We start from the raw sequence: 21,957 nt of genomic DNA, 5'->3' as shown, positions 1-21,957 counted from the left end.
GAGCCCTCGGAATGGAAGCACAATCTCGATCTGTCACCCTCATCGGCGTTCCCCTTGAGGAAGGTTCCGGCCGCAGGGGCGCCGGCATGGGGCCGACGGCATTGCGCATTGCAGGCGTCGACAGGGCGCTGATCGATCTCGGGCATGACGTCATCGATGCCGGCGACCTCGATGTCGTGCCGGCAAGGGACCTGCCCAACCATCCGAAGGCACACAATCTTCGCACCGTCGGCGCCTATACGCGCGCGCTTGAAGCCGCTACCTACGACGCCGCGAGATCCGGCCGCTTCCCGCTGATCCTTGGCGGCGACCACAGCCTTTCCATGGGCAGTGTCTCCGGCATGGCGCGCTATGCGGCCGAGAAGGGGCGTCCGCTCTTCGTTCTCTGGCTCGACGCGCATTCGGATTTCAATTCGCCGGAAACCTCGCCGTCAGGCAATATTCATGGCATGCCGGTCGCCTTCTTCTGCGGGCTCGCCAATCTTGCCGAGATCCTGCCCGGGGATCGTCCGCTGGTCGACCCGAAGAAGGTTTTCCAGGTCGGCATCCGTTCGGTCGATGCCTCGGAACGGCAGGAAATCCGCAAGCACGGCGTCAATGTCTCCGACATGCGTTCGATCGACGAGACCGGCGTAGCGGCGATCATCCGCCAGATTCTCGAAACGGTCGAGAAGGCGAACGGCCTGCTGCATGTCAGCTTCGACGTCGATTTCCTCGATCCCGATTTTGCGCCCGGCGTCGGCACCACCGTCCCCGGCGGCGCCACCTTCCGCGAGGCGCACCTGATCATGGAGATGCTGTCCGACAGCGGCCTCGTCTCCTCGCTCGACCTCGTCGAACTCAATCCTTTCCTTGATGACCGCGGCAAGAGCGCCCGCATCATGGTGGAGATGACGGCAAGCCTCTTCGGCCGCCGCATCTTCGATCGTCCTACACGCGCCGCATAAGGGAGCACCGGCCATGAACATCTCGTCGAACCTCATTGCTACCGAACAGCGTCTTGGTGCCAACAACTACAAGCCGCTTGATGTGGTGCTGACGCGGGGGGAAGGTGTTCATGTCTGGGATACGGACGGCAAGCGCTACCTCGATTGCCTCTCGGCCTATTCCGCCGTCAACCAGGGCCATTGCCATCCGAAGATCCTGGCCGCCATGGTCGAGCAGGCCGGCCGCCTGACGCTCACCTCGCGCGCCTTCCGCAACGACCAGCTCGCCTATCTCTATGAGGAGCTTGCCGCACTGACCGGCTCCCACAAGATCCTGCCGATGAATTCGGGCGCGGAAGCCGTGGAGACCGCCATCAAGGCGGTTCGTAAATGGGGTTACGAGGTGAAGGGCGTGCCGGAAGGCCAGGCCGAGATCATCGTCTGCGCCAACAATTTCCACGGCCGCACGCTCAGCATCATCAGCTTCTCGACCGATCCTGACGCGCGTGCCGGCTTCGGACCCTATACGCCGGGCTTCCGCATTGTTCCCTTCGGTGATGCCGAAGCCTTCGCGGACGCCATCAATGCCAACACCGTTGCGGCATTGATCGAGCCGATCCAGGGCGAAGCCGGCGTCATCATCCCGCCGGCCGGTTATTTCACCCGCGTGCGCGAACTTTGCACGGCAAACAACGTCACCCTCATCCTCGATGAGATCCAGACCGGCCTCGGCCGTACCGGCAAGCTGCTCGCCGAAGAACACGAGGGTATCGAGGCCGACGTGACGCTCATCGGCAAGGCGCTTTCCGGCGGCTTCTATCCGGTCTCGGCCGTGCTCTCGAATTCCGAAGTCCTCGGCGTGCTCAAGCCCGGCCAGCACGGCTCGACCTTCGGCGGCAATCCGCTCGCCTGCGCGGTCGCCCGCGCGGCCCTGAAAGTGCTGACCGAAGAAGGCATGATCGAAAACGCCGAGACGATGGGCGCCTATTTCCTCGAAGGCCTGCGCTCCATCCGCTCCAATATCGTCAGGGACGTGCGCGGCCGTGGCCTTATGCTTGCGGTCGAACTGGAGCCGGAAGCCGGCGGTGCCCGGCAATATTGTTACGCTCTCAAGGATCGCGGCCTTCTCGCTAAGGATACGCATGACCACACGATTCGCCTGGCGCCGCCGCTGGTCATCACCAGGCAACAGGTCGACTGGGCGATTTCACAAATTGAAAAGACAATAACCTAAAGCAAAATCGCCGATCATCTTACAACCGACGCTGATTAACCTCGGGATATCTCGGGTTTAATCTGCACAAATCCGTGAAAATCGGCCGAAATTCGGCAGAAATTGGATTTGGTTACTCATTATTAACGAAGAAATTATACCTAAATCATGCGATTAGATTTCAGTTCCGCATCTAGGGCCACGGGGCGGGTTTCGCAAATGCATTGAACCGATCCGCCGCACTTGCGAAGCAGGACGGATTTTCAAGTATTGCCGGATATACTGCAGTTTTACTGTGGCCCCGTCATGCCCGAAATCCGAACCATTCTCCGAGACATCGGCTGGTCGCCATCACGTATCGGAGAATTGAAATGTCATTGTTTTCGCTGGGCGCGACATCGGATTCGCGCGCGATCGTCGTCGCTCTCATGAAATCGCAGGCGACGATCGAATTCGACCTGCAGGGAAAGATCCTGAACGCGAACGAGAATTTCTGCCGAGCGTTGGGCTACAAGCTCAGCGACATTGTCGGCAAGCATCACAGCATTTTCTGCGAACCGGATTACGTCGCCTCCCCCGCCTACCGGGAATTCTGGCAGAAGCTCGGCAGGGGAGAATTCGATGCCGGCGAATATAAGCGCATCGGCAAGGATGGCCGCGAGGTCTGGATCCAAGCGAGCTACAACCCGCTGATGTCGGGTGGCAAGCCCTACAAGATCGTCAAGCTGGCAAGCGACGTCACCGCCGCCAAGCTGAAAGCCGCCGACGCCGAAGGCAAAATCACGGCCCTTTCGCGGGCTCAGGCTGTCATCGAATTCACACCGGATGGCGAGATCCTGGAGGCGAACGACAACTTCCTCTCGGTCATGGGGTACCGGATGGAAGAAATCCGCGGCAAGCATCACAGCATTTTCTGCGAGCCGGCCTATGTGCGCTCCGAAGCCTATAAGGAATTCTGGAAGACGCTTGCCGCCGGCCGGTTCGTCGCAGAGGAATTTCTGCGGATCGGCAAGGGCGGCAAGGTCGTCTGGATCCAGGCGTCCTACAATCCCATCTTCGACATGAGCGGCCGCATCTTCAAGGTGGTCAAGTTCGCGACCGACGTCACCGCACGCGTGCGTGCCGTCGACGATCTGGCAACCGGCCTGACGGCGCTTGCCGAGGGCGACCTGACGAAACGGATCGAAAATCCTTTCCCGCCCGCGCTCGAGAAAGTCCGGACCGACTTCAATGCCGCGATCGACAGGCTCGGCGACGCCATGCGCACGGTCCTCGACAACGCCGAGGCGATCGCCAGCGGTGCCCGCGAGACCAAGGAAGCTGCCGACGTACTGTCCAAACGCACCGAGCAGCAGGCGGCAACCGTCGAAGAAACCGCTGCCGCACTGGATCAGATCACCCAGACCGTCGCCGACAGTGCCGGCCGGGCTGCCGAAGCAGGCGGCCTTGTCGCGGAAACGAAGCGCGGCGCCGAGCATTCCGGCAATATCGTCCGCAGGGCGGTCGACGCCATGGGCCAGATCGAGAAATCCTCGCACGAGATCAGCAACATTATCGGCGTGATAGACGAGATCGCCTTCCAGACCAACCTGCTGGCGCTGAACGCCGGCGTCGAGGCGGCACGCGCCGGTGAGGCCGGCAAGGGTTTTGCCGTCGTCGCTCAGGAGGTTCGTGAACTCGCGCAGCGCTCGGCGAGCGCCGCCAAGGAGATCAAGGCGCTCATCACCACCTCCTCGGAGCATGTAAAAAGCGGTGTCGATCTTGTCGGCCAGACCGGCCAGGAACTGGAACGGATCGTCGTCCAGGTCGGCAATATCGACGTTAACGTGACGGCGATCGTCGAGTCCTCCCGCGAACAATCGACCGGGCTTGCCGAAATCAACAAGGCTGTCAACATCATGGATCAGGGCACGCAGCAGAACGCCGCCATGGTGGAAGAGACGACGGCGGCAAGCGCCCGGCTTTCGTCCGAAACCGAAAACCTTCGCAATCTCGTCTCACAGTTTAGATTTGGGCAACACTCTTCCGCTAAAGTCATCGATAACCGCAACGATGCTTCGCCAGGTGCAAAGCCATCGCATGGTGGGAAGGCAAAGCTCGTCCGCGCCAATGGTGGCGCATCCGCTTCTGCCCTGGCTTACGATAGTTGGGAAGAATTTTAATGGCCACGATCAACTCTACTAGCTTCAGCGGCGACACGCTCGAAATCATTGCCTTCCGCCTGCACGATCAGGAATTCTGCGTGAAGACCACGACCATCCGCGAAATCCGCGGCTGGGCGCCTTCGACGCCGATCCCGCACTCTCCGGCGGACGTCATCGGGGTCATGAACCTGCGCGGTTCGGTCATCCCGATCATCGACCTGGCCTACAAACTCGGCATGAAGAGCACCGTCGCCAATGAACGCAGCGCCATTGTCGTCGCCGAAGTGCACAACATGGTCATCGGCATGCTGGTTGACCGCGTTTCGGACATTCTGACGATCTCTTCCAGCCAGGTGCAACCCGTTCCGGAAGTTACCGCGTCCTTCGACCGTGCCTTCTGCGAAGGCATCATCGCTTCCGAAAACGGCATGATCTGCTTCCTGAACCTCGCAAAGATGTTCAAGGAAAACGAGACGGACGAACTGGCCGCCTAAAAGCCAATTGCACGGCATGAACGAGAAACCGCCCCCTCAAGGGCGGTTTTTTGCTGGTCGGGGTCTCGTTGCGCGCCGGCATAAGGTCCGCCGTCAGATCTCGTTGAGACGGCGGCCCCGACACCAGTCTTGGCAGGCATTGCACGATTGCTCCTGCAATGAAGCGATGCTCTGAAAAACCGGGCGGGAGACATGTCTCCCGCCCGGTCCTCTCCAACTCCAGCCTTTCAGGAGCTCGCCGGCGAGGAATTCCTTCTAGCCGAACAATGCCAGGGTTGCCTGCAGCGTCACCCAGACGCCCCAGAGAAGGGGAATTCCGACCACGGCCCAGGCAAGCGCCGCCTTGGCGTCGAGGCCGCCTGTACCGATGCCGAAGGAACCGGTCGGCCCGGCATTGGCAGCCGCAGTCTTCGCCTGAAGAGCGGCGACCTCCTCATCCGACATGAACCATTTGTCGGTGAGCGGCCGGACAAAGGCATTGGCGATCAGGCCGAGCGCCAGCATGCAGGCAAGAATATACATCGTGCCTGTATAGAGCGCCGGACCGGGTGCTACGCCGGCGGCGATCTGCGCCTCGCGGATATAGTTGACGACGACAGGGCCGACGATACCCGCCGTTGCCCAGGCCGTCAGCAGCCGGCCATGGATGGCGCCGACGAACTGCGTGCCGAAAATATCGGCGAGATAGGCGGGAATGGTCGAGAAGCCGCCGCCATACATCGACAGGATGACGGCGAAGGCCAGCACGAAGAGGGCCTTGTTGCCCATATCTGCGAGCGTTGGAGCCGCAGCATAGAGAACGATGCCGAGAATGAAGAAAGTATAGTAGGTGTTCTTGCGGCCGATCTTGTCGGACAGGGAGGCCCAGAAGAACCGTCCGCCGATGTTGAAGAGCGACAGCAGGCCGGCAAAGCCGGCAGCAATCGTCGCAATCGACGCCTTCTGGCCTGCATCAAGCTGCGCAAAACCGACATCCGGCAAGCCGATCAGCGAGCCGGCGAAGATTTCCTGCAGCATGGGCGACGCCATGCCGATGACGCCGATGCCGGCCGACACGTTGAGGCAGAGCACCGCCCAGATCAGCCAGAATTGCTTCGTCTTGTGCGCATCGCGCAGGTGCACGTGCTTGGTGGTGATCATCGTGCTCTTGGCGGTGGGCGGCGTCCAGCCTTCCGGACGCCAGCCGGCCGGCGGAATGCGGTAGCCGAACGCTCCGCCGAGCATGAACACGAAATAGATGATCGCCATGGCGATGAAGGTCTGCCAGACGCCGACGGACGTGTCCGTCTTGAACGTGTTCATCAGGATATTGGCAAGCGGAGCGCCGATCATCGCGCCGCCGCCGAAACCCATGATCGCCATGCCGGTTGCCATGCCACGCCGGTCCGGGAACCATTTGATCAGCGTCGAAACCGGCGAGATATAACCGAGACCAAGGCCGACGCCGCCGATCACCCCGGCGCCGATCCACATGATCCAGAGCTGGTGGGAAATGACCCCGAAAGCAGCGATGATGATGCCGCCGCACCAGCAGCAGGCCGAGACGACGCCCGCCTTGCGCGGTCCGACCCGCTCCAGCCAGCCACCCCATATGGCAGCGGACGAACCGAGCAGCACGAAGAAGAGCGTATAGATCCAGCCAAGATCGGCAACGCGCCAGTCGCAGGTGGTGGTAAAGAGTGCCGAGGCAAGCGTCAGGTCCGGGCAGACGGTCGATGCCGCAATGCCGAGAGATTTCGACAGCGGCAGCCAGAACACGCTGAAGCCGTAGGCCATGCCGATGCAAAGATGGATGGCAAGTGCGGCCGGCGGCACGAGCCACCGGTTGAAGCCGGGTCTTGCAATGATTCTTTCGCGATCCAGCAGGCCCACGCCTGCCAATACGTCGCCTGAACTTGTATCCGCTGCAGTCATGAACAACTCCTCCTTGTTTCAGACCTTGTTGCCACAGGCGTATGTGCAAGCGGGTTGATCCCACTTCCCCTCATTCACACGCCGATGTTGGTTTACCGAAGCTGGTTTTGCGCCGGCTCCGGTTTGCGGATCAGAGGCACGGCCTGCAGCACGAGTGCATCGAGGCCGTTATCTTCCTTCTCCAGAATTTCGAAGAGTTGCCGCCGCATGCGCGGCTCCCAGAATTTGTTGATATGGGTCGCAACTCCCTGCACAGCCTCGCTTTCGGGCTGGGTTTTGAAGAAGGTTGCGATCTGGTTTGCCATATAGACGAGCTTGGTCTTGGTATCATGCGACATCGGCGATGCTTCCGGGCGACAGGCGATGCGGGTGGGTGAAAATCTCGAAATCCTGGCCGCGCACGAGGGCAACCAGCGTCATGCCGGCCTCTTCGGCCGTGCGGATGGCGAGCGCGGTCGGCGCGGAAATGGCGATCAGCACGGGTGCGCCGAGAATTGCCGTCTTCTGAACCATTTCGACCGACAGGCGACTGGTGACGACGACGGCGCCGGAAGCGCCGGCCGTCCCCGCCCTGATGACCGCGCCGCACAATTTGTCGAGCGCATTGTGCCGGCCGACATCCTCACGCACCGCGACCAATCCCTTGCCGGGAACATAGAAGCCGGCCCCATGCACTGCCCGCGTCTCGCGATGCAGCGGCTGGGAATCGTTGAGCAGCGCGGTCGCCTTGACGATATCGGCATGCGACAGCGATAGCCCGGCCCGGGAAAGATCCGGCACGGCGCGGACCGCCTGCTCGATCGATTCGATGCCGCACAGGCCGCAACCGACAGGTCCCGCCATGCTACGCCGCCGTTTCCTCAGCGCATCCTCGACATCGTCGAGAAGCGTCACCTGGACATCGACACCCTTCTCGTCCTCGAGCAGCTCGATGCCGGCAACCTGGCTGCGATCCGTGATGATGCCTTCCGTCAGACTGAAACCGACTGCGAAATCCTCCAGATCGTCGGGCGTACCCATCATCACCGCATGTGTGCTGCCGCCATAGGAAAAGGCGATCGGCACTTCTTCGGGCACGATACGTTCGCCCCGCATCATGACGCCGCCCTTGCGGGCGACCTCCTTCACGGCGATCCGGGTCGGCCTTTCCGTCATTATTCGGCGGCCTCCATCTTGCCGGCGATGCGGCGGGACCGGCGGGCCTGCTCATCATATTCGACCTGCCAGTCGGACGGCCCGTTGGACGGCGATACCTGCACCGCCGTCACCTTGTATTCCGGGCAGTTCGTCGCCCAGTCGGAGAAATCGGTGGTGATGACGTTTGCCTGCGTATCCGGATGATGGAAGGTCGTGTAGACGACGCCGGGCGCCACGCGATCGGTGATCAGCGCGCGAAGCGTCGTATCGCCGGAACGGCTGCCGAGCTTGACCCAGTCGCCGTCACGAATGCCGCGCTGTTCGGCATCGTGCGGGTGGATTTCCAGTCGGTCTTCCGAGTGCCAGACGACGTTGTCGGTACGGCGCGTCTGCGCGCCGACATTATACTGGCTGAGAATGCGGCCGGTGGTCAGAAGCAGCGGGAAGCGCGGCCCGGTGCGTTCGTCGGTCGCCACATATTCCGTGCGGATGAACTTGCCCTTGCCGCGCACGAATCCGTCAACATGCATGATCGGCGAGCCGAGCGGATGCGCTTCGTTGCAGGGCCACTGAACCGAGCCCATTTTTTCGAGATAGTCGTAGGAAACGGAAGCGAAACTCGGCGTCGTCGCGGCAATCTCGTCCATGATTTCGGAAGGATGCGCATAGTGCCAGTCGAGGCCCATGGCCTGTGCGAGATTCTGCGTCACTTCCCAGTCGGCATAACCGTTGCGCGGGGTCATGACCTTGCGCACCCGGTTGATGCGGCGCTCGGCATTGGTGAAAGTGCCGTCCTTTTCCAGGAAGGTCGAACCCGGCAGGAAGACATGGGCGTAATTTGCCGTCTCGTTGAGGAAGAGATCCTGCACGACCACGCATTCCATGGCAGCGAGGCCGGCGGCGACATGCTTGGTGTCCGGATCGGACTGGAGGATATCTTCGCCCTGGATATAGATGCCTTTGAACGAACCGTCGACGGCGGCATCCAGCATGTTCGGGATGCGCAGACCCGGCTCGTTGTTGATCTTCACGCCCCAGAGTTTCTCGAAAATATCGCGCGTCGCATCGTCGGAGATATGGCGATAACCCGGCAGCTCGTGCGGGAAGGACCCCATGTCGCACGAGCCTTGCACATTGTTCTGGCCGCGCAGCGGGTTCACGCCGACGCCCGGACGGCCGATATTGCCGGTCGCCATGGCAAGATTGGCGATCGCCATGACGGTCGTCGAGCCCTGGCTGTGTTCGGTTACGCCAAGGCCGTAATAGATGGCGCCATTGCCGCCGGTCGCATAGAGCCGGGCGGCACCGCGCACGTCTTCCGGCTTGACGCCGGTGAATTTCTCCACGGCCTCCGGGCTGTGCTGCGGCTCGGCCACGAACGCCGCCCAGTCCTCGAATTCCGACCAGTCGCAACGCTCGCGGATGAATTTCTCATCGCAGAGACCCTCGGTCACGATCACATGCGCCAAAGCGGTCAGCATCGCGACATTGGTGCCGGGCTTCAGCGGCAGATGGAAGGATGCCTCGACATGCGGCGAGCGCACGATATCGGTGCGGCGCGGATCGATGACGATGAGCTTGGCGCCCTGCCGCAGCCGCTTCTTGAGACGCGAACCGAAAACCGGGTGGCCGTCGGTCGGGTTGGCACCGATGATAACGACGACGTCCGACTGTTCGACGCTGTCGAAATTCTGCGTGCCGGCCGAGGTGCCGAAGGCCTGACCGAGACCGTAGCCCGTCGGCGAATGGCAGACACGTGCGCAGGTATCGACATTGTTGTTGCCGAAGCCGGCGCGGACCAGCTTCTGGACAAGATAGGTCTCTTCATTGGTGCAGCGGGACGATGTGATGCCGCCGATCGCCTCGCGGCCATATTGGTACTGGATACGGCGGAACTCCGAAGCGACATGCGCATAGGCCTCATCCCAGCTCACTTCGCGCCAGGGATCCGTCACCTTCTCGCGGATCATCGGATTGAGGATGCGGTCCTTGTGGGTCGAATATCCATAGGCAAAGCGGCCCTTGACGCAGGAATGGCCGCGGTTGGCCTGTCCGTCCTTCCACGGCACCATGCGCACCAGTTCCTCGCCGCGCATTTCCGCCTTGAAGGAACAGCCGACGCCGCAATAGGCGCAGGTCGTGACCGCCGAATGTTCCGGCTGGCCGATGCGGATGACCGATTTTTCCGTCAGCGTCGCCGTCGGGCAAGCCTGCACGCAGGCGCCGCAGGAAACGCATTCGGACTCCACGAAATGCTCGTGCATGCCGGGCGAGACGCGCGAACCGAAGCCGCGCCCCTCGATCGTCAAGGCGAACGTGCCCTGTACTTCCTCGCAGGCGCGCACGCAGCGTGAGCAGACGATGCATTTCGACGGATCATAGGTGAAGTAGGGATTGGATTCGTCCTTCGGCATCCATTTCAGATTGATCTCGCCGCCATTGCGTGCCCTGACGTGGTTGTCGCCCTCGTAGCCGTAGCGCACGTCGCGCAGCCCGACGGCGCCCGCCATGTCCTGCAGCTCGCAATCGCCGTTGGCAGCGCAGGTCAGACAGTCGAGCGGATGGTCGGAAATATAAAGCTCCATCACGCCACGGCGGATGTTCTTCAGCCGCTCCGTCTGCGTATGGACGACGATGCCTGGAGCCACCGGCGTGGTGCAGGAGGCCGGCGTTCCGTTGCGGCCGTCGATCTCGATGAGACAGAGGCGGCAGGAGCCGAAGGCATCGACCATATCGGTCGCGCAGAGCTTCGGCACCTGAATGCCGGCCTCCATCGAGGCCCGCATGATCGAGGTACCCTCGGGGACTGTCACCTGCCTGCCGTCGATGGTCAGCGTCACCATCGTTTCGGATTTGGAGGCCGGCGTTCCGTAGTCGATTTCGTGAACAAGAGACATGATCTATTCCGCCGCTTCGATGAGAGGGACCGGGGCAAAATCCTCGGGGAAGTGCGTCATCGCGCTCATGACGGGATAGGGCGTGAAACCGCCGAGCGCGCAGAGCGAGCCGAATTTCATCGTATTGCAGAGATCGGCCAGCAGCTCGCGGTTCTTTTCCGGTTCGATGCCCTGAGCGATCTTGTCCGCCGTTTCGACGCCGCGCGTCGAGCCGATGCGACAGGGCGTGCACTTGCCGCAGCTTTCCACCGCGCAGAATTCCATGGCGAACCGCGCCTGCTTGAGCATATCTGCCGTATCGTCGAAGACGACGAGGCCGGCATGGCCGATCAGCCCGTCCCTGGCGGCAAAGGCCTCGTAGTCGAACGGCGTATCGAAGAGCGACCGCGGAAAATAGGCGCCGAGCGGTCCGCCCACCTGTACCGCCTTCACCGGCCGGCCTGACGCCGTGCCGCCGCCGATCTTCTCGACGATATCACCGAGCGACAGGCCGAAGGCGGTTTCATAAAGGCCGCCATATTTCACGTTACCGGCGATCTGCAGCGGGATGGTGCCGCGTGACCGGCCCATGCCGAAATCACGATAGAAGGCCGCCCCCCTCTCCATGATCACAGGCACCGAGGCGAGCGAGATGACGTTGTTGATGACCGTCGGACAGTTAAACAGGCCCTTGTGCGCCGGCAGCGGCGGCTTGGCGCGCACGATGCCCCGCTTGCCTTCGAGGCTGTTGAGCAGCGCGGTTTCCTCGCCGCAGACGTAAGCGCCGGCACCGGTGCGGATTTCCATGTCGAATGCCTTGCCGGAACCGAGCACCGAACTGCCGAGGATGCCGGCCTTGCGGGCAATCTCTACTGCCTCCGTCATCGTGGCGATGGCGTGCGGATATTCCGAACGCGTGTAGACGAAACCTTTCGTGGCACCTGTCGCAAGCCCGGCAATCGCCATGCCTTCGATGAGCACGAAAGGATCGCCTTCCATGATCATCCGATCGGCAAAGGTGCCGCTGTCGCCCTCATCTGCATTGCAGACGATATATTTGCGCGACCCGGCCGCATCGAGCACCGTCTTCCACTTGATGCCGGTCGGAAAGCCCGCCCCGCCGCGACCGCGAAGGCCGGAATCGGTCACTTCCCTGACGATATCGGCAGCCTGCATCGCCACTGCGCGGCGAAGGCCCGCAAGCCCGCCATGGGCTTCGTAATCCGCAAGCGAAAGCGGATCGGTAATGCCGCAACGGGAAAAGGTGAGGCGGGTCTGGCCCTTCAGGAATGGGAGGTCCTCGACTTCCCCAAGACAGAGCTCATGCGCCCTGCCATCCATCAATCCCGCGTCGAAGAGGCCTGCGACATCCTTCGCCGCGACCGGCCCGTAGCCGATCCGTTTGCCGGAAACCTCGACTTCGACCAGCGGTTCGAGCCAGAGCATTCCGCGCGAGCCGTTGCGCACGACGACCGCATCGAGGCCGCGGGCGGCGATCTCCTGGTTAATCGCCTTTGCCACCTTCTCAGCCCCGAGCGAGAGCGCTGCGGCATCGCGCGGAATATAGATTCTTACGGTCATCGGCGCGCCTCCTCGACGAGTTCGGCCGCAAGCGCGTCATCGACCCGGCCATGCACTTCGCCGTCGAACATGGCGGCCGGCGCACAGGCGCAGAGACCGAGACAATAGACCGGCTCCAGCGTCACGCTGCCGTCCAGTGTCGTCTGATGAAAATCGATGCCGAGCAGGCTCTTGATACGCTCGGCCAGCGCGTCGCCGCCCATCGACTGGCAGGCTTCGGCACGGCAGAGCTTCAGCACGTGCCGACCGGCGGGGTGATCGCGATAATCGTGGTAGAAGGTCACGACGCCGTGGACCTCGGCGCGGGAAAGATTGAGTTCGTCGGCGATGACCGGCAGGGCTTCCTGCGGCACGTAACCGAACTCGTCCTGAACCTCATGCAGAATGGGGAGCAACGGGCCTTCGAGGGATCGAAGATCGGCAACGATCGAGCGCACGCGCCCGGCAATATCGCCCTCGGCGATACGTATGTTCATCAGCAGCCCTCCCTCGGCTTGCGAATTCCGCGAAATGCGCAAAAACCTCCCCATGTCCTTGCGATTTCTAGGGAACTGTCTCAGGGAAGCGGGCCGCGATCAATAAAGCAGTCTCGTTGCTTGATAGTTTTTTTCTATCAAAGTTCCGCATCTTCCACGAGTGTTCTTGCCTCATGCAACAAAGCAGAAACAAGGGGCGTGAACGGTTCCCGGTAGGGGGCGACAAGGCCCACAAGATGGTGCGCCTCTGGCTCGACGATCGGGATCATTCGGATCTCCACAGGAAAACCGAATGATTTCGCTACGTTACGCGGCATGATGCTCGCCCAGCGCCCGGTCCGAACATGCGAAAACAGCACGATCATCGAGTTTGATTCGAGCGTCGGATGCACCGTCGCGCCCGCCTCGGTCAAATGTCGGTTGATGATACGGCGGTTCTGCATGTCGGCCGTCAATAGACAAAGTCGAAGATCGCCGACTTCACGCCATGTCACACTCTCGCGATCCGAGAGCGGGCTGCCGGCGGCAGTGATGAGATTGTAACGCTCCGCGTAGAGCGGCACCGAGGTGACACGCCCGAGCGGCTCGTTTTCCAGATAGGTGACGCCGGCATCGATCTCGAGATTTTCGAGCATTCCCAGCACCTGCAGCGAATTGCGCGAGACGATGGAGAAGGTGACGTCGGGGTGTCGCTCCTGAAAGGGCGTCGTGATTCGCGACAGCATGGCGAGCGCGGTCGGAATGGAAGCCAGCCGCAGATGGCCGGAGAGACCTTTGCGGGCGGCGCGCATTTCCTCGCGCATCGTGCGTGTGTCGCCGACGATGCGCCGCGCCCATTCGAGGACGCGCTGCCCTTCCGGCGTCAATCCCTGAAAACGGGAGCCGCGCTGCACCAGCATGACGCCGAGCTGGTCCTCGAGCTGGCGAATGGCGGCAGACAGCGTGGGTTGGGAAACGCCGCATTCCTCCGCCGCACGACCGAAATGTTTCTCGTTGGCGAGTGCGATGAAGAATTCCAGCTTGTCGATCATCCGGCCCCCCCTGCCGAATTCGGGATGAGGCCTATCTTCGCGGCTTGCCGGCCGCTTCGCAAGAGCTGCAGCCTCAGCCCTTCTCGGCAACCGGGAAGAGACTGAAAAGTGATTCGAGGAAAGCCAGAACGCTTTCATTGCCCATGCTGTAATAGACGAGCCGGCCGTCGCGCCGCGTGTTGACGAGGCCTTCGAGCCGCAGCCGGGCAAGCTGCTGCGACACCATAGCCTGCTGTATACCAAGGATATCCTCGATCTCGCCCACCGTCTTTTCGCCTTCCGAAAGGATACAGAGGATGAGCAACCGGGTCTGATGGGCTAGCGCCTTCAGGAGATCACTCGCCTCGTGGGCTTTGTCAGCAAGCTTCTGCAAGTCCTGGCCGGTCATGCCCGGCTTCGGTTTAGGCAATGGCATCTGCTTCTCGGAAGGAGGTAATAAGGTAGATCAGTACAATATCATATTCGCAGAAGCGAATTGGTCAAATGTCGCGAAATACCAAAAAAAGTCCAACCAAATCAGCAGATAAGCTGGCCGCCATTGATCTCGAGAACCTGGCCTGTGATGTAGCCGGAGAGCGAAGGCGCCGCCAGGAAGAGATAGGCCGGGGCGCAATCTTCCGATGTTCCGAGCCGCTGCAGCGGGATCGACTTGCGTGTCTGCTCCAGTTTTTCGCGAGATGAATAGCGTGCATGGAAATCGGTATCGATCGTGCCCGGCGACACGCAATTGACCCGGATACCGTCAGGCGCGAGTTCGCGGGCGAGCGCCTTGGAATAGGTCGCAACGAAGGCTTTCGATGCGGAATAGATCGCCGAACCCGGACTGCCGCCCGTCAGCGCCGATATCGAGACCGTGTTGACGATGGCCGCACCCTGCGCTGCCCGAAGAGCAGGAAGCAGTGCGCGTGTAAGTTCCACCACCGACGTCTGGTTGAGGCGCACGACAGTCTCGTAGTCGGCATCGGTCAGCTCGCCGGCGGGAAAACGTCCATGCATCGTACCGGCATTGTTGACCAGAACATGGATCTTGTCGAAGAAATCGAGCGCTTCCTGCGCAAACTTCGCAGCCCCACCCGGATGCAGGAAATCGGCCGGCAGCAGCAGCGCCCGGCGCTCCGATTCGGCCGTCAGAAGAAAATCCGGCAGTTCGCGTTCGCCCTTGCGCCCGGTATGCACAAGCACGCGCGCTCCGCAATCCAGAAACTGCCGGGCAACTTCAAGGCCGATGCCCCGCCCGGCACCCGTCACGACGACATTGCGGTTTTCGAACAGTTTGGGATGAAACACGAAGCTCTCCTCTTGGCGGGCTGGCCCCGCCGCTTGCGCTATCAGGCCTAACATATGCGGCAACCGGCCAAAAGAAAGCCCGCAGGCCTACGCATCCGGATCGAGAAGCCGCGCACCGGTGCCCTGACTGCCGAGCACGTCGAAGGGATTGCGCAGCGGACAGGCATCAATGGAGAGACAGCCGCAGCCGATACAGCTCGTCAGATGGTCGCGCAGCAGGCTGAGCCGCCTGATGCGAGCATCGAGATCATCCTTCCAGAGCGCAGACAGCCTCTGCCAATCCTCCACTGTCGGTGTGCGGCCTTGCGGCAGGGTCTCGAAGGCGGTCTGGATTTCAGCAAGAGGGATGCCGACGCGTTGCGCCACCTTGATGATGCCGAGACGCCGCAGCACGTCGCGACCATAGCGGCGCTGATTGCCACGGGTGCGAATGCTGGAAATCAGTCCTTTCGCCTCGTAGAAATGCAGGGCGGAAACCGCAAGTCCGCTGCGTTCTGCCACCTCCCCCACCGTCAGAAGCCTGCTCAGGGAGAATGTCGGGTTCTGCTGCATGGCCTATTGACCTCAATATTGGTTGAGGTTTTATAGACTGCGCTCCCGAGGCCGTAAAGCCGACAAAGAAGGAGCAATGCATGCAGAAAGCCATGAGGCTTGCCGTCATCTACGGCAGCACGCGCGACGGGCGCATCTGCGACAGGGTCGTAAAATGGCTGGCAAGAGAGCTTGTCGGCTTCCCGCAATTCGAAATCGACATCATCGACCCGCTGGCCTTTTCGCTGCCGCGGGAACATGCGCCGCATCATCCCGAGGCAAGACGGCTTGCCGACAGGCTCCATCAGGCCGATGGCTTCATTCTCGTCACGCCGGAATATAATCACAGCTTCACCGCTTCCCTGAAATTCCTCATCGACCTCTTTGCCGAGCCCTGGCACGGCAAGCCGGTCGCCTTCGTTTCCTATGGCGGCGTATCCGGCGGATTGCGGGCGGTCGAGCAGCTGCGCCTCGTCTTTGCGGAGCTTCACGCCGTCACGATCTGCGATGCGGTGAGCTTCAGCTCTCCCTGGCGTCGTTTCGACGATGAGGGCCGGCTGCACGATCCCCAGGATGCGCTGCGCCGGCTTTCGCGAATGACAGCCCAGCTGCAATGGTGGACCGAAGCACTGATTGCCGCGCGCAGCGACCGCCCCTATGCCGGCGCAGCCGCCTGAGACAGCGACATCCGGTTCCGTTTCTGGCAGGTCCGAAACCGGCTGGACACCCGGACAGGACCTCCGTCCGGGTGTTTCCTCCTTTCCCGACAGATGGCGGATGCGCCCGGCCTGCCATCCTCCGCTTGCCGACCGTGTAGCCGGATAGCAATTTTGCGGTTGCGGTATCGCCGAGCCGGTGCTAGCTTCCGCCACAATTTCACGGGGGAGCTCCATATTGCTGGGGCTGAGATGTGAGGCGCATGCCTCCGGACCCTTCAAAGCTGATCTGGGTAATGCCAGCGGAGCGAGGTCCAAATGTTTTCCGGCGCGCAAGTGTCCCTGTATCCGATGTCCGGCAATTTCGTCGGCATCATCCTTGATGCGATCAAGGCGCTCGAGCCCTATCGTGACCGGCTCCGCATCGAAACCGACGATATTTCCACGCTGATGGTCGGCCCGCCCGACGTACTGTTTGCCGCCATGCGCGACCTCTTCGTTGCGGCCTCGGCAAGCGGCGAACATTGCGTTTTATCCGCTGCCGTCTCGCGCGGCTGCCCCGGCGAGCCGGATGACGCCATCTGCGGCACCGGCCTGGCCACGATCCGCTCCGAACCATTGGCCGAGCGTGTGGAGGCGGCGATGGCAGCGGTCAGGGAAACGCCAAGGACCGGCCAGCCGACCGCCGCCCAGTTTTCTCTCTATGTCATGGGAACCGGCACCCATATGGACGAGATCTACGGCTGCATCGATTTCCTGAAGCGCTCCGGCACTTTCGACCGATCCAAGAATTTCTGTACCAAGCTGCGCGGCGATGCCGGTGCGATCTTCGCGACCATCCATGAAGCCTTCTACCGCTTCGGCGATCCCGAGGGCCATGTGACGCTGGATATTACGGTCTCGGCAAACAGCCCGAGCAAAGCCTGAGACGCCTGACGGCAATGACCTTATCGAAACCGGATTCGACATTTGCACCACTGCGGCGGGCCCTGCCAGCCATTCTTGCCGTATGCGCCTTCCTGGCCGTCTGGGAGTTCTATGTCGATCTCTCTGGCATCAAGCCCTCCATCCTGCCCTCGCCTTCGCGCATCCTCACACAAGGCTGGCTGAACAGGCAGGCGCTGCTCGACAATACCTGGCCCACGCTTGGCGCGACGCTCGGCGGTTTCGCCCTGTCGCTGCTCTTTGCCTTCGCCTCCTCGGTGCTGATGGATTTCATACCCTTCATGCGCCGCGCGCTGCTGCCGCTCTTCATCGTCAGCCAGACATTGCCGCTGGTCGCAATCGCCCCTCTGGTCGTGCTCTGGTTCGGTTTCGGGCTGTTGCCGAAGCTTCTGCTCGTCGCCCTCGTCACCTTCTTTCCGCTGCTTGTCGCCCTGCTGCAGGGCTATGAAGCGACGGATCGGGATATTGCCGAGCTTCTGAGTTCCATGAAGGCAAGCCGCTGGCGTATCTTCTGCCTGGCAAGGCTTCCCTCCGCCATGCCGTTCTTCTTTGCCGGCCTGCGCATAGCGATCACCTATGCCGTGGTCGGTGCAATCTTTGCCGAATATGCAGGCGCCGCACGCGGCCTCGGGATCTACATGCTCAATGCCAAGAACAATTTCCGGCCGGACCTCGTGCTTGCCGCCGTCGTCGTCAGCGCCCTCCTGACCCTGGGCCTCTTCGCTCTCACGCTGGCGGTGCAGCGCCTGGTCATGCCCTGGCAATCTCCTGCGGAGAAACGCCGATGAGCGGGATGCTTGAGCTGAAGAACGTCTCGAAATCCTTCGCCGGCATGGACGTGCTGAAGGATATTTCCCTTCATGTCGCCAGAGGCGAATTCGTCTCGATCGTCGGCCCCTCCGGCTCCGGCAAATCGACGATCCTTCGCCTTCTGACACAGGCACTGCAGGCCGATGGCGGCGACATTTTCTTTGACGGCATGCCGCTTTCGCAAGCCGCACACGCCTTTGCCTTCATGCCGCAACGCGATGCGCTGATGCCGTGGCGAAGCGTCATCGACAATGCGATCCTCGGCCTCGAAGTGCACGGCATGCGCCGCAGCCAGGCGCGCTCCGTTGCCGCCCCTCTCTTCGAACGCTTCGGCCTTGCCGGTTTTGAGAATCACTATCCCGCCGCCCTTTCTGGCGGCATGCGCCAGCGTGCGGCCCTGCTGCGCACCGTAATTCAGCGACAGGACATGCTGCTGCTCGATGAGCCCTTCGGGGCACTCGACGCGCTCACCCGCACCCAGATGCAGGAATGGCTGCAGGGCATGTGGACCGACCACCGCTGGACGGCCCTGCTGATCACCCATGATGTGCGGGAAGCGGTTTTCCTGTCCGATCGCATCTACGTGCTTTCCGCCCGTCCGTCGGCGGTGATCCGGGAATTCGACGTGCCGCTGAAAAGACCCCGCACGCTTGCCGATCTCGGCTCCCCGGCCGCCCAGGCGATCGAAACCGAAATTCTTCAAACATTGCTGCATCCGCAAAGAACCTGAGGAGGTCCCGATGCTTCTCACCCGCCGACAGACCCTTTTTGCCGCCATGGCTGCAAGCCTCGCCGCCCGCACTGCCTTCGCCCAATCCAGAGCCGCGGTTCGCATCGCACTCGACTGGACGCCGAACACCAATCACATCGGCATCTATGTCGCCAAGGCCAAGGGCTTCTACGAGGCGGCCGGCCTCGACGTCGAGATCTTGCCCTATGCCGATACCAGCGCCGGCACGCTTGTCGCCAACGGCGTTGCCGATTTCGGCATCTGCGGAGAGATTGAAGCCTTCACCCAACGCGCCGCCGGCGCGGATGTGAAGCTCGTTTATGCCGTCGTACAGACGGAAACCGGCAGGCTGATCTTCAAGGGCGGCCGCGACGATATCAAGAGCCCGAGGGATCTGGACGGAAAAACCTATGGCGGCTTCGGCGGCGCATGGGAGGAGGCGCTCGTCTCCGCAATGATCCGCAACGACGGCGGCAAGGGCGCATTCCAGAATGTCACGCTCGGCACCTCCGCCTATGAGGCACTCGATAATGGCGCAGTGGACTTCACGCTGGAAATCTATACCTGGGAGGGTATCGCCGCGCAGCTGGAGAACCGGCAGGTCGGTCGCTGGCGCTATAGCGACTACGGCATTCCCGACGAGCAGACGACGGCAATCGCATCCAGCGACGCCTATCTGTCGGCCAATCCGCAAAACGCCCGCGCCTTCATCCAGGCCACGCTCAAGGGTTACGCCTATTCGGTCGACAATCCGGACGAGGCCTGTGATCTCCTCATTGCCGGCAGCAACGGCGCGCTGCTGAACACCGAGCTGGTCAAGGCATCGCAAAAGGCGCTGGTCGAGGGCCATTTCCTCAAGAGTACCGACGGCGCGATCGGCCTCATCGATCCGGCCAAGGCGGAAGCGATCGGAGCTTTCCTCTTCGACCACGGCATCCTGCTGGATGCCAATGGCGCGGCGCTGAAGGAAAAGCCCGACTTTTCCACCTATTACACCAACGATCTGCTTGGCTGAGATAATCCCGCTCTTGCCGGCGGCAGCTTTCCGCTGCAAAGTCCGGCCAGGAGCGAGGAGTGACATGCAGCAGCAGGACCGGGTGGCCGGAGCGGATTTCTTGCGTGCGGCCGCCTGCCTGCTGGTGCTCATCCACCATCTTATCCTGCGCGTCGACCTCAACAGGACTGAAGGCTTGCAGCCGGTGCTGACCGCTCTGCGCTTCGGCAATTTCGGCGTCGCCATCTTCTTCATCCTCAGCGGTTTCCTGCTGGCCCTGCCGTTCTGGCGCAGCCTGGATGCCGGCCGCGCCATGCCTGGCCTGCGCACCTATGTCCTGCGACGCGCAGCCCGCATCGTGCCCGGTTACTGGGTGGCCTTGACGGCGGGCTTCGTCCTCAGCATCACGCTGCTTGAGCACAGGCTGACGCCGGAACTCGTTCTGCGTTATGCCAGTGGCCTCTTCTTCATGAGCCAGTGGCACTGGCGCACCTTCTTTCCTGTCGAGGGCAACGGTCCGCTCTGGTCCATATGCTTTGAGGTCACGAGTTATACGCTGCTGCCGCTTGGCTTCCTCTGGCTTTTCGCGATACCGCAAGACCGCCGTTCTGCGCTCGTCACGCGGCTTGCCTGGCTTGGCATCATTGCGGTGACGCTGCTTACCCACGAAACCTTCCGCATGCTCGTCCCGCCCAATGAGATTGAGCGCGGCTGGCAGTACGGCATGCAGGGCGGCGCGAAGGAGTGGATGCCGAACTACAATCCCTTCGGTTTCTTCGCCGTTTTTGCGCTGGGTGCCTTCGCGGCCGGCATCCAGATCATGCTGCCGCGCAAACGCCGGATCCGGTTCGACATCGCCGCACTCGCCTGTCTGGTCGCTGCCGGCCTCCAGCTGCCGCTATCGGCGGGCGGACCATGGGAAGCCTATGGATGGCTGGGCATCCCCTACGCCTTTCCGCTGTTCCCGGTTATGGTCGCCGCGGCGCTCGTGGCCCTGTCGCGCTCCGTGCTGCTTGCGACTGTGCTCGACAATGCCCTCATGCGCTTCACGGCAACCGTGTCATTCGGCATCTATATCTGGCAGGACATCGTTCTGACCTCGATGCAGACGATCTCGCCGGCCATATTCGGGATCGGTGAAGAAAAGCCTTTACGGGACTGGTTTATCGGCTGCACCTTTGCGACGGCGATCGTTTTTCTTCTCGCGAGCCTCAGTTATTTCGCTCTCGAGCGAGCGGCAATACGATGGGCCGCACGCATAACGCGCAAGAATTAGCCTTTACTCAATATAGTTAATTCCCAACCCATCAAAAATATCAGGGACATATTTCGAAATACTCCCAAATTTGGCTCGATTAAGGTTATGGAAACCTTAAAGAAGCGGGTGACAAATCGATCTTGCCCATGTATTTGTGCCAGCGCGACGCAATATGCGAGTATTTCCACGGACGTTGCTTAATGAACGTGTTTACTTCAAATAAGCTTCAAGACACGGCTTTCTTTACGAAAACAGTGAAGATGCCGGCTCTCGACGCAGCGAATTCCAATATTCGTCAGCCGGAGAGCTTTACCGCGCTGGAAGGCCGGAACAGGCTTCAGCTTGGCTTGAAGAGGGCTTTCGATATTTTCGGTGCGGCAAGCGCACTGATCATCCTGTTTCCTGTTTTTCTGACGATTGCGCTGCTCATCGTGATCGATGACGGCGGCCCGGTGTTTTTCCGGCAGGTTCGCTGGGGCCTGAAAGGTAGCAAGATCACGGTCTACAAGTTCCGCTCCATGCGGGCGGATCTCTGCGATCCCACCGGCGTCGAACAGACCGTCAGGGGCGATCGGCGCGTGACACGGATCGGCTCCTTCCTGCGCAAGACCAACATTGATGAGCTGCCGCAGCTCCTCAATGTCCTCAAGGGCGATATGTCGCTCGTCGGCCCGCGCTGCCACGCCATCAACATGCGCGCGGCCGGCATGCTCTACGAGGAGCTGGTACCCGAATATCACTATCGTCACCTGATGCGGCCTGGCATTACCGGCCTTGCCCAGACGCGCGGCTGGCGTGGCCCGACAGAGCGTCCGACGGAGGCGCGCGCCCGCATTGCCAGCGATATCTATTACATCAGAAATTTCAGCCTCTGGCTGGATATCAAAATCCTGTTCGGCACGTTGCTGTCGGAACTGCGCGGCGGCACCGGCTTCTAAGTAGCTTCTTCCAAAG

Annotated in this window: 21 protein-coding genes and 1 riboswitch; of the genes, 11 read left to right on the top strand and 10 right to left on the bottom strand. The window is 61.4% G+C overall.

The window, feature by feature from the left end; genetic code table 11:
* The first annotated feature begins 11 nt into the window (after positions 1 to 11).
* The 4 genes from rocF (at position 12) to ACU8HS_RS10775 (ending at position 4,777) form a co-directional block, all read left to right on the top strand.
* Positions 12 to 947, top strand: coding sequence for an arginase (gene rocF, locus ACU8HS_RS10790; protein WP_377313086.1), 936 nt, complete (start codon positions 12 to 14; stop codon positions 945 to 947).
* 13 nt (positions 948 to 960) lie between these two features.
* On the top strand, positions 961 to 2,160 hold the full coding sequence (gene rocD / locus ACU8HS_RS10785) for an ornithine--oxo-acid transaminase (protein WP_377313085.1): 1,200 nt from the start codon (positions 961 to 963) through the stop codon (positions 2,158 to 2,160).
* A 350-nt stretch (positions 2,161 to 2,510) separates the two neighbouring features.
* On the top strand, positions 2,511 to 4,301 hold the full coding sequence (locus ACU8HS_RS10780) for a methyl-accepting chemotaxis protein (RefSeq protein WP_377313084.1): 1,791 nt from the start codon (positions 2,511 to 2,513) through the stop codon (positions 4,299 to 4,301).
* On the top strand, positions 4,301 to 4,777 hold the full coding sequence (locus ACU8HS_RS10775; RefSeq protein ID WP_029868938.1) for a chemotaxis protein CheW: 477 nt from the start codon (positions 4,301 to 4,303) through the stop codon (positions 4,775 to 4,777). The genes ACU8HS_RS10780 and ACU8HS_RS10775 overlap by 1 nt, the downstream gene beginning before the upstream one ends.
* A gap of 255 nt (positions 4,778 to 5,032) precedes the next feature.
* Here the strand turns inward: ACU8HS_RS10775 and ACU8HS_RS10770 are convergent, their stop codons facing one another.
* The 10 genes from ACU8HS_RS10770 to soxR all read right to left on the bottom strand — a co-directional run bounded on the left by ACU8HS_RS10770 (position 5,033) and on the right by soxR (position 15,631).
* The gene (locus ACU8HS_RS10770) at positions 5,033 to 6,691 is read right to left on the bottom strand and encodes an OFA family MFS transporter (RefSeq protein ID WP_447015856.1); all 1,659 of its coding nucleotides are present in this window, start codon (positions 6,689 to 6,691) and stop codon (positions 5,033 to 5,035) included.
* 92 nt (positions 6,692 to 6,783) lie between these two features.
* Positions 6,784 to 7,029 (bottom strand): formate dehydrogenase subunit delta, encoded by a 246-nt coding sequence (locus tag ACU8HS_RS10765; protein WP_112571840.1) that lies wholly within the window; start codon positions 7,027 to 7,029, stop codon positions 6,784 to 6,786.
* Positions 7,019 to 7,846: a formate dehydrogenase accessory sulfurtransferase FdhD gene (gene fdhD, locus ACU8HS_RS10760; RefSeq protein WP_112705803.1), complete on the bottom strand. Its 828-nt coding sequence runs from the start codon at positions 7,844 to 7,846 to the stop codon at positions 7,019 to 7,021. Before fdhD ends, ACU8HS_RS10765 begins: the two co-directional genes overlap by 11 nt.
* Positions 7,846 to 10,725, bottom strand: coding sequence for a formate dehydrogenase subunit alpha (gene fdhF / locus ACU8HS_RS10755; RefSeq protein ID WP_447015855.1), 2,880 nt, complete (start codon positions 10,723 to 10,725; stop codon positions 7,846 to 7,848). Before fdhF ends, fdhD begins: the two co-directional genes overlap by 1 nt.
* Before the next feature lie 3 nt (positions 10,726 to 10,728).
* Complete coding sequence (locus ACU8HS_RS10750; RefSeq protein WP_113412710.1) at positions 10,729 to 12,285, bottom strand: formate dehydrogenase beta subunit; 1,557 nt, start codon at positions 12,283 to 12,285, stop codon at positions 10,729 to 10,731.
* Positions 12,282 to 12,761 (bottom strand): formate dehydrogenase subunit gamma, encoded by a 480-nt coding sequence (locus tag ACU8HS_RS10745; protein WP_112571848.1) that lies wholly within the window; start codon positions 12,759 to 12,761, stop codon positions 12,282 to 12,284. The genes ACU8HS_RS10750 and ACU8HS_RS10745 overlap by 4 nt, the downstream gene beginning before the upstream one ends.
* A 137-nt stretch (positions 12,762 to 12,898) precedes the next feature.
* Positions 12,899 to 13,792, bottom strand: a complete 894-nt coding sequence (locus ACU8HS_RS10740) for a LysR family transcriptional regulator (protein WP_112571850.1) — start codon at positions 13,790 to 13,792, stop codon at positions 12,899 to 12,901.
* A 73-nt stretch (positions 13,793 to 13,865) separates the two neighbouring features.
* A complete protein-coding gene (locus ACU8HS_RS10735) occupies positions 13,866 to 14,207 on the bottom strand; it encodes an ArsR/SmtB family transcription factor (protein ID WP_112571852.1) in 342 nt (113 codons plus the stop codon).
* Between the two features lie 101 nt (positions 14,208 to 14,308).
* Positions 14,309 to 15,079, bottom strand: coding sequence for an SDR family oxidoreductase (locus tag ACU8HS_RS10730; protein WP_112756541.1), 771 nt, complete (start codon positions 15,077 to 15,079; stop codon positions 14,309 to 14,311).
* Positions 15,080 to 15,166: 87 nt separating this feature from the next.
* Complete coding sequence (gene soxR, locus ACU8HS_RS10725; RefSeq protein ID WP_112756539.1) at positions 15,167 to 15,631, bottom strand: redox-sensitive transcriptional activator SoxR; 465 nt, start codon at positions 15,629 to 15,631, stop codon at positions 15,167 to 15,169.
* An 80-nt stretch (positions 15,632 to 15,711) separates the two neighbouring features.
* Here soxR and ACU8HS_RS10720 point away from each other — a divergent pair, with 80 nt between their 5' ends.
* The 7 genes from ACU8HS_RS10720 to ACU8HS_RS10690 all read left to right on the top strand — a co-directional run bounded on the left by ACU8HS_RS10720 (position 15,712) and on the right by ACU8HS_RS10690 (position 21,941).
* Positions 15,712 to 16,287, top strand: a complete 576-nt coding sequence (locus tag ACU8HS_RS10720) for an NADPH-dependent FMN reductase (RefSeq protein WP_447015854.1) — start codon at positions 15,712 to 15,714, stop codon at positions 16,285 to 16,287.
* A 193-nt stretch (positions 16,288 to 16,480) separates the two neighbouring features.
* Positions 16,481 to 16,594: riboswitch (TPP riboswitch) on the top strand.
* A complete protein-coding gene (locus ACU8HS_RS10715) occupies positions 16,585 to 17,193 on the top strand; it encodes a YkoF family thiamine/hydroxymethylpyrimidine-binding protein (RefSeq protein ID WP_113412708.1) in 609 nt (202 codons plus the stop codon). Its footprint overlaps the riboswitch before it by 10 nt.
* A 14-nt stretch (positions 17,194 to 17,207) precedes the next feature.
* Positions 17,208 to 17,999, top strand: coding sequence for an ABC transporter permease (locus tag ACU8HS_RS10710; RefSeq protein ID WP_113412707.1), 792 nt, complete (start codon positions 17,208 to 17,210; stop codon positions 17,997 to 17,999).
* The gene (locus ACU8HS_RS10705; RefSeq protein ID WP_112571864.1) at positions 17,996 to 18,751 is read left to right on the top strand and encodes an ABC transporter ATP-binding protein; all 756 of its coding nucleotides are present in this window, start codon (positions 17,996 to 17,998) and stop codon (positions 18,749 to 18,751) included. Before ACU8HS_RS10710 ends, ACU8HS_RS10705 begins: the two co-directional genes overlap by 4 nt.
* A gap of 10 nt (positions 18,752 to 18,761) precedes the next feature.
* Positions 18,762 to 19,766, top strand: coding sequence for an ABC transporter substrate-binding protein (locus tag ACU8HS_RS10700; protein WP_113412706.1), 1,005 nt, complete (start codon positions 18,762 to 18,764; stop codon positions 19,764 to 19,766).
* Between the two features lie 64 nt (positions 19,767 to 19,830).
* A complete protein-coding gene (locus tag ACU8HS_RS10695) occupies positions 19,831 to 21,021 on the top strand; it encodes an acyltransferase family protein (protein ID WP_113412705.1) in 1,191 nt (396 codons plus the stop codon).
* A gap of 182 nt (positions 21,022 to 21,203) precedes the next feature.
* Positions 21,204 to 21,941 (top strand): sugar transferase, encoded by a 738-nt coding sequence (locus tag ACU8HS_RS10690; RefSeq protein ID WP_112756529.1) that lies wholly within the window; start codon positions 21,204 to 21,206, stop codon positions 21,939 to 21,941.
* The last annotated feature ends 16 nt before the right edge of the window (positions 21,942 to 21,957 follow it).

The organism is Rhizobium sp. KDH_Rht_773_N, assembly GCF_052946295.1.
This window is presented reverse-complemented; position numbering and strand designations above follow the sequence as displayed.